6 protein-coding genes are annotated in these 8,145 nt (G+C 70.9%); 2 read left to right on the top strand and 4 right to left on the bottom strand.

The window, feature by feature from the left end; translation table 11 throughout:
• Nucleotides 1–84: 84 nt before the first annotated feature.
• Nucleotides 85–1,320 carry a 5-aminolevulinate synthase gene (hemA, locus tag ACSMX9_RS28495; protein ID WP_445398322.1) on the bottom strand — a complete coding sequence of 412 codons (1,236 nt, stop codon included), beginning with the start codon at nucleotides 1,318–1,320 and terminating at the stop codon, nucleotides 85–87.
• Nucleotides 1,321–1,530: 210 nt separating this feature from the next.
• On the opposite strand from hemA, the gene ACSMX9_RS28490 reads away from it, so the two are divergent.
• Together ACSMX9_RS28490 and ACSMX9_RS28485 are read left to right on the top strand one after the other, a co-directional pair.
• On the top strand, nucleotides 1,531–3,075 hold the full coding sequence (locus ACSMX9_RS28490; RefSeq protein ID WP_445398320.1) for an AMP-binding protein: 1,545 nt from the start codon (nucleotides 1,531–1,533) through the stop codon (nucleotides 3,073–3,075).
• A 7-nt stretch (nucleotides 3,076–3,082) separates the two neighbouring features.
• Nucleotides 3,083–4,657, top strand: coding sequence for a long-chain-fatty-acid--CoA ligase (locus ACSMX9_RS28485; protein WP_445398318.1), 1,575 nt, complete (start codon nucleotides 3,083–3,085; stop codon nucleotides 4,655–4,657).
• Between the two features lie 227 nt (nucleotides 4,658–4,884).
• Here the strand turns inward: ACSMX9_RS28485 and ACSMX9_RS28480 are convergent, their stop codons facing one another.
• The 3 genes from ACSMX9_RS28480 to ACSMX9_RS28470 form a co-directional block, all read right to left on the bottom strand.
• Nucleotides 4,885–6,336, bottom strand: a complete 1,452-nt coding sequence (locus tag ACSMX9_RS28480) for an amidase (RefSeq protein WP_445398316.1) — start codon at nucleotides 6,334–6,336, stop codon at nucleotides 4,885–4,887.
• 263 nt (nucleotides 6,337–6,599) lie between these two features.
• Nucleotides 6,600–7,091: an alpha/beta hydrolase family protein gene (locus ACSMX9_RS28475; RefSeq protein ID WP_445398314.1), complete on the bottom strand. Its 492-nt coding sequence runs from the start codon at nucleotides 7,089–7,091 to the stop codon at nucleotides 6,600–6,602.
• Between the two features lie 305 nt (nucleotides 7,092–7,396).
• Nucleotides 7,397–7,948 (bottom strand): TIGR03086 family metal-binding protein, encoded by a 552-nt coding sequence (locus tag ACSMX9_RS28470; RefSeq protein WP_445398312.1) that lies wholly within the window; start codon nucleotides 7,946–7,948, stop codon nucleotides 7,397–7,399.
• Between the last annotated feature and the right edge of the window lie 197 nt (nucleotides 7,949–8,145).

Raw genomic sequence — 8,145 nt, 5'->3', positions numbered from 1 at the left:
CAGATCCTGCCGGAGCGGAATAGCGGCCTGATAGCGCAGGCCGCGACACCGGCACGGATCCCGTTCCTTCGGGAAACGACCGGGTCAGCCGGCCGTCGTCGCGGGGCGCTCCGCGCGCGGTAGGCCCAGTTCCCGCCAGATCCCGTCCAGTGCAGTGACCAACTTCCGCACCTCGGACGGGTGGTGCACGGCGCCGGGTGCGGTCCGGAGGATCTCCTGCCCCGGACGCACGCTCGGCGAGTTGATGGCCTGGACGTAGGCGCCGTGGCGCTCCAGGAGGAGCGCGGAGACGCGTTTGGAGAGGGCGTCGTCCCCCACGAAGACGGAGACGATGTGGGATTCGTCGGAGACGAAGGGGATCTCGTGCTCCCGGAGCAGTCGGTGCATCAGCCGTGCGTTCTCACGGAGCCTCTCGCGTTCCTCGTCCGAGGTGCGCAGGTGCCGGACCGCGGCGAGTGCGCCGGCCACGACCGCGGGGGGAAGCGCGGTGGTGAAGATGAAGGAGCGGGACAGGCCGCGCACCGCGTCGACCAGTTCGGCCGGGCCCGCGATGTACCCACCGGTGGTGCCGAACCCCTTGGCCAGGGTCCCCATGATGACGGTGAACTGGTCCGCGAGTCCCAGGCCGGCCGCGATGCCGGCTCCCTGGGGCCCGTACATCCCGACCGCGTGCACTTCGTCGAGGAAGGTCATGGCGCCGTGCTCCCGGGCGATCCGGGCGATCTCGGCGAGCGGGGCGACGTCGCCGGCCATGGAGTAGACCGATTCCATGACGATCATCTTCGGGCGGGCGGGATCGGCGGCGGAGAGCAGCTCCTCCAGGTGTGCGGTGTCGTTGTGGCGGAAGATCCGCTTCTCCGCGCCGCTGTGCCGGAGTCCGTCGATGATCGAGGCGTGGTTCATCTCGTCGGAGAAGACGACGCAGTCGCCCAGCACTCCGGCGAGCACCGAGAGGGCGCCGTCGTTGGCGGTGTACCCGGAGGTGAAGAGGAGGGCGTCGGCCTTGCCGTGCAGTTCGGCCAGTTCCTTCTCCAACAGCACGTGGTAGCGGTGGGTTCCGCCGATGTTCCGGGAGCCGCCCGCCCCGGCGCCGTACTCGTCGAGGGCTTCCCGGGTCGCGGCCAGCACGCTCGGGTGCTGACCCATTCCCAGGTAGTCGTTGCTGCACCAGACGGTGATCTCGGAGACGGTTCCGTCACGCTGGTTCTGCGCCGCCGGAAACTTTCCGGCGAGCCGCCCGATCTGGAGGAATTCCCGTTTTCCTTGCGGGGACGATGATTCCTGCATGCGTCGCGAAAAGATCTCCAGGTAATGGTCCATGACGTCAACTCGTTTCTCTGAGAACTTCGTCGATGCGGGACTCGGACTGGCTGAGGGGATTGTCCCAGAGCGGCATATCATTTCGATGGCGCGGCCTGTTGCATTCCTACGGCCTGGCACATTCGTTCAAGAATCCCGACTCCTGGCACATCCACCTACCGTGTTGTATGCTCCCGAAAATTCCTCGTAACGGCACAACGGGAGTTCTGCATGCCGCCGAACGAAACGTATGTCAGCACGATTCTCGAGGTGATCTCCGCCGAACCGGAGAAGGTGGTGCTGTCGTGGCACGGGAAGACCCTGACCGCAGCTGAATTGACGGCTCGGGTCCGGTCCGCGGCTCAGGCCCTGCGACAGCGCACCGAGGGGACGACCACCGGCAGCGTGGTCGCGATCCTCACCGTCACCAACACCGCCCCGACCCTGATCCTGCGGTACGCCGCGAACCTGATCGGGGCCACGGTGGTCCACCTGCACACCACCAACGCGGTGGATCCCGGCGACCACATCGCCGCCGAGGCCAAGCTCAGGATCCTCCGGCAGACGGGCGCGACGCACCTGGCCGTCGACGCGGAGAACCTCGCCGCCGCCAGGGAACTCCGCGACCGGCTGTCGGCTCCCCCCGCCCTCGTCGGCCTCGGCGATCTCGGCCCCGACGTCCTCGACCTGACGACCGGCGACGCCGATGCGTTCGACCCAGCCGGCGTCGAGATCGACCTCGACCGTCCGGCGGTGGTGACGTACACCAGCGGTACGACCGGTCAGCCCAAGGGCATCGCCGTCGACTTCCGCGCCCGCAACGGCTTCATCTCCGCCGGGCTCAAGATGCGTTGGCGGTCGGTCTACCTGGCCACCCTGCCGCTGAGCCACTCCAGCGGCGCCACCACCGACGACTCGCTCGCCTCCGGCGGTTCGGTGGTGCTCCAGGACGGCTTCGACCCCGGTGACGTGCTGCGGGCCGTGGAACGGCAGCGCATCACCCGGCTGTTGGTCTCGCCTCCCCAGCTGTACCTGCTCATGGACCATCCCGACGTGGGCTCGACCGACCTGTCGTCCCTCCAGATGGTCACCTACGTGGGGTCCCCCGCCTCCCCGGAGCGCTTGGCCGATGCCGTCAAGCTCTTCGGCCAGGTCCTCACCCAGGTCTATGCCACCAGCGAGGCCGGTCTGGTCAGCATGCTCGCGCCGGCCGAGCACCTCGACCCCCCGCTGCGGATCACGGTCGGACGGCCGATGCCCGGCTGGGTCCGGATCCGCGACCAGGACGACCACCACGACCTGCCGGACGGCGAGATCGGCGAGGTCTGCGTGCAGTCGCCGTTCACGATGCGCGCGTACGTGGGGGAACCCGAACTCACCGCCCGGACCGTGCGGGACGGCTGGGTGCACACCGGCGACCTCGGCTTCATCGACGGTGACGGGTACCTCCACCTGCGCGGCCGGATCGGCGAGGTGATGAAGACCAACGGCATCAAGATCCACGCGGTGACGGTCGAGAACGCCTTCCTGGCCCACCCCGAGGTCGCACAGGCGTGCGTGTTCTGCGTCCGGGACGCGGACCGGATCGAGTACATGCACGCCGCCGTGGTGCTGCACCAGGGAGGCACCGTCACCGTCGCCGAACTCGCGGACCACGTCCGCACGGCCATCTCCCCCAAGCACGTCCCGGCCGAGATCCGCATCCGCACCTCGCTGCCCCTCACCGGCGTCGGCAAGCCGGACAAGACCCGGCTGGCCGCGGAAGCGGGCGGGTGAGCGCCGCGTGCTCTCGGTGGCGGCCGTGCTCGCCGAGTCGGCACTGCGACGACCCGACCACCCGGCGGTCGTGTTCGCCGCGCGCCGGATCACCTACCGCGAACTGTGGGACGGAGCACGGCGCTACGCGGCGGCACTGCGCGAGCGGGGCATCGGTCCGGACGACAAGGTGGCGCTGCTCCTGCCCAACACCCCGCACTTCCCCCTGGCCTACTTCGGCGTGCTCGCCCTCGGCGCCGTAGCGGTCCCCGTCCACGCCCTGCTCCGGGCCGACGAGATCGCCTACGTCCTCGACGACTCCGGCGCCACGGCGCTGATCTGCGCCGCCCCCCTGCTCACCGAGGGCGGCGCAGCCGCAGCGGCGACCCGGACCCCCCTGCTCACCGTCATGGCGGACGAGGAGGACCCCCGGGCGCCGCGCCTGGACGCGCTCGCCGCCCGGAGCACCCCGATCGACCGCCACGTGCTGCGCGCCCCGGACGACATCGCCGTCGTCCTCTACACCTCCGGCACCACCGGCCGCCCCAAGGGCGCACTGCTCACCCACCTCAACGTGGTGATGAACGTCGACACCACCATGCTCTCCCCGTTCGAGGTCACGGCGGACGACGCCCTGCTCGGCTGTCTGCCGCTGTTCCACACCTTCGGCCAGATCTGCGGGATGAACACCTGCTTCCGGGCGGGGGCGACCCTGGTGCTCATGCCCAGGTTCGACGGACCGGGAGCGTTGGACCTCATGGTGCGGGAGGACTGCACCCTGTTCATGGGGGTTCCCACGATGTACGTGGCCCTCCTCGACGCGGCCCGCACCGACCCGCGCCGGCCCCCGCTCACCCGGGCGTTCTCGGGCGGCTCCGCACTGCCGGTGGCGCTCCTCGACGCGTTCCGGGAGACCTTCGGCTGCCCGGTCTACGAGGGCTACGGACTGACCGAGACCTCTCCGGTGGTGGCCTACAACCAGAAGGCGTGGCCGCTCAAGCCGGGCACCGTGGGCAAACCGGTCTGGGGCGTCGAGGTCGAGATCGCCAGGGCCGAGGTGGCGGACCGCATCGAGTTGTTGGCCGCCGGCGAGGTGGGCGAGGTCGTCGTCCGGGGGCACAACGTCATGGCCGGCTACCTGAACCGGCCGGAGGCGACCGCCGAGGCGATCGTGGACGGCTGGTTCCGCTCCGGCGACCTCGGCGTCAAGGACGACGAGGGCTACCTGTCCATCGTCGACCGCAAGAAGGACGTGGTGCTGCGCGCCGGGTACAACGTCTACCCGCGCGAGGTGGAGGACGTGTTGGCCCGCCATCCGGCGATCGCCCAGGTCGCCGTCGTCGGACTGCCGCACGCCGTCCACGGCGAGGAGGTGTGCGCGGTGGTGCGGACCTCGCCCGGCGCCACGCCCGGCTCGGGCCTCGGCGCCGAGATCGTGGCGTGGAGCCGGGCACGGATGGCCCCGTACAAGTACCCGCGGCTGGTGGAGTTCGTCGACGCCTTCCCCCTCGGCCCCAGCGGCAAGGTCCTCAAACGCGAGCTCGTCTCCCGGTTGGGCGGTGCCCGGGACCGGGAGCCGGAGGACGGAGCGCCGCCGGGGTGAGCCCGCCCCCGACTCCCGCGGGGCGACGTGCCGGTACGTCGGGCCTCGTGCCCGAGGGCGGCGGTCTCGGCGATCAGTCGCGACTGCACGGGGTCGGGCGGGTCCCGTGGGCGCACAGGTAGTCGAACAACTCGTCCGACAGGGGCGTGGGGGGGGCGCGTCATGCCAACGACCCTATCCGCGGGGCCGGTCGGGCCCCGCGGATACGGCCGACCAGACCGTACGCGCTACTCCGGCGCCTGGAAGCCGCCGATCCTCTGCTCCAGCAGCTCGGCCAGCCTCAACGGCGTGCGGTCCTCGAACATCGGACCGATGAGCTGCACGCCCACCGGCAGGCCCTCGGGCGACCGGCCCGCCGGGACGGCGGTGGCGGGCAGACCGGGCAAGGTGGCCAGACCGGCCCAGACGAGTTGGTCGAAGTAGGGGTACTCGACGCCGTCGATGTCGATCCGACGCTTCAGCAGGTCGGGGTCGTGGTCGTGCGGGTACGCGGGAGTGGGCGTGACGGGGCACACCACGACGTCGAACTCGGCGAAGACCTGCCGCCAGCCATGGCGGTGGAGCTCGCGAAGGCCGTTCGCCCCGATCCGGTCGCGGTGTCCGAGCACCATGCCGCGCAGCCGCGCCGCGTCGAGGCTCTCGTCGTCCCGGCTCAGTGCTGCGGCCCGGGCCTGTAGTCGCTCGTACGCTTCGACGGGAAAACGGGCAACGGAGCCCGAGAACAGGAACGTCATGTAGAGCACCGCGGCTTCGGCCAGATCGGGCAGCAGCGGGCTGTCCCGTTCGACGCGGGCCCCGCCGTCGACGAGTGCGTCGGCCACCCGGCCCACGCCCGCCCGCACCGCGGACCCGGTCGCGATGAGCGGATGCTCGTCGAGGACCAGGACCCGGAAGTCGCGGAGCCGTTCGTGGCGCGCGGCCGGCAGCCTCACCTCGTGCGCCACACCGAGCGTCAGCGGGTCCGGTCCGGCCATGACGTCGAGCAGGAGCGTCAGGTCGCGAGCGGTGCGCGCCATCGGTCCGACGACGGCGAGGTCGTACTCGACCGGCAGGGCCGGCCCCGGCGGCGGGACCATGCCGCGGCTCGCCGCCAGCCCGAGCGTGGGCTTGTGCGCGTAGACGCCGCAGAAGTGCGCGGGGGTGCGCAAGGACCCGGCGAGGTCGGAGCCGATGGACAGGGCACCGAATCCGGACGCCAGCGCCGCCGCCGAGCCGCCGGAGGAGCCGCCCGGCGTACGACGGTGGTCCCACGGATTGTTGGTGGTGCCGTAGATCTCGTTGAAGCTCTGCAAGTCCTGTAGTCCCAGGGGCACGTTGGTCTTCCCGAGCACCACCGCGCCCGCGGCCTTGAGCCGCGACACCTGCACCGCGTCCTCGGCCGGCAGGTAGTCCCGGTACAGCGGCATGCCCCAGGTCGTGGGCAGCCCGGCGACGTCGTAGGACTCCTTCACCGTCACCGGAACGCCCAGCAGCGGCCGGTCCTCGCCACGGGCACGTGCCCGGTCGGCACGGCGCGCGGCGTCCCGCGCCCGGTCGAAGTCCGGCACGCAGATCGCGTTGATCGCCGTGTCGTCCCGCTCGATGCGGGCGATCGCCCCCTCGGTCAGTTCCGCCGAGGTCACTTCCCCGGCGCGTAAGGCGGTGACGAGCCGTTCCGCCGTCGAAAGGTTCCATTCCATGGATCCGACGGTACGGACCCGCGGAAGAGGCCACGAAATGCCTCTTCGCGCAACGGAGGGAACCCTCCCTCGCCTGGACGGCTTCCTCTGTCGGCAACCCCAGCCGTCCGCAGGCCGGGCAGAGGGACGCCCCGGTCTGCCTCTTCAGCGATCGCCCCGTCACGGACTCCGCTCCACGGCACCGCGTCGGCCCCGACGAGGCCGCCTTGCTCGCCTCATCCCTCCTGACCTCACTCGCGGATTCCTCCCACGCGGCATTCCGGTCACCACGAGAGCTCGGATGCCTTCGTCCGTGTGTGCTCCGCCGTCGGCGAGCCGCCGGCCGGGCGCTGACCGACCCGGGAAGGGTCTTCGAAGAAGTCGACGACCCGGGGCAGGGCCTCCCGCACCGAGGCGTTGTGGTCGTGGGCGCCCACACCGACGACCGCGTGCCGCGCCCCGTTCTCCGTCAACTGGTCAAAACAGTGCTGGGCGTGGCTCGGCGGGACGTCCTCGTCCCGGTTGCCGTGGAAGATCCGCACGGGCACCCCGGGGCGCCAGTCGCAGGTGGTGTCCAGCGGGCGCAGCCTGGCCTTCAGCACACCGGTGGGCCTGCGGACCAGGTCGAGGAATTCCGCGGTGAACAGTTCCTTCGAGCTCGCCGGGAGTTCACGCAGGATGTCGGAGGCGGTGTGGTGGCCGTCGAAGAGCCTCTCGACCTTCTGGTCGTAGGGGGCGCGGAACGCCTCGGCGGGCGCGCCGTAGAGCCCGTACATCCTGTTCCAGGCCGTGGCGAAGTACGCGAGGTAGATCGCTCATCCGGGTATCGTCCTCGACCGCCACCACGGCCCCGCCCCGCGCGGTTCCGAGGACCAGAGCGGTGGAACGCTTTTTACCGGAGAGGGCATGTGTTGATCACGCTTCGGCCGGGTCGGGGCAGGACATGGAGCGGACCCCCGCATGCGGTGGGGGGACAGCACCCGGAACCCCTCGGTGCGGTGCTCGCCCGTGGTCATGCGCCCGGCTGCCGAACACCGGGGAACGACCCACGGGGGTGGTCGGCCACCCCCGAGGGCCCCTGTCACACCCGCCGACCCAGGAAGTTCAACAACCTGGTCTGGGCGTCCGCGTCGACGGCCGAGGGGACCTTGGCGCCGAACGCCCTCGGCATCCGGATGTCCCCGTCCTCCGGCAACAGGATCTCCGTCGCCACGGCCACCGCTTCGGAGTCCAGCACCTCGTCCTGACCCGTCGCCCGGGCCAGGTCCCACCCGTGGATCAAGGTGTCGGCGCACGCCATCCGCCTCACGAATTCCTCGAACGGGAGGGAGCCGAACTGCTCTCCGAGGCGGGCGTGCGCCTTCACCGGATCCCTCAGGGCGGCCTTGACCTCCGCGGATGCCGCCTCCCATGCCCGAGACAGGCCCTCGCCCCGGCCGGGCCCGGAGTAGTCCGACCCCTCCAGTCCGGCGACGGCCCGCCGGTGATTCGTCACCACGTGGGCCACCACGTCCCACGCCGTCCATCCAGGGCACGGAGACGCGGCCTCCCAACCCTCTCGTGGGCAATCACGGATCAACTCCCCGAAACGCTCCGCGATCCGCCCGTAGAGTTCTGGTACTGACGATGCCACTCGACCCCTCCGCTCCGTCCGGGTACCGGCCCTTCCCGCGCCGACCCCTCCATTGTCGATCAAGCCGGGCGAACAGTGGGCCGTACGCGGATCGCCCCCGGCCGTCACCGTTGCCGCGCCGTGGTGAGGGCTGGGATCTCAGGGCAGTTGTCGGGGTCCGCGGGGGGAGACGGCGGATGCGCCGCGTCCGTTCCGGC

The organism is Streptomyces sp. LE64, assembly GCF_052606915.1.
This window is presented reverse-complemented; position numbering and strand designations above follow the sequence as displayed.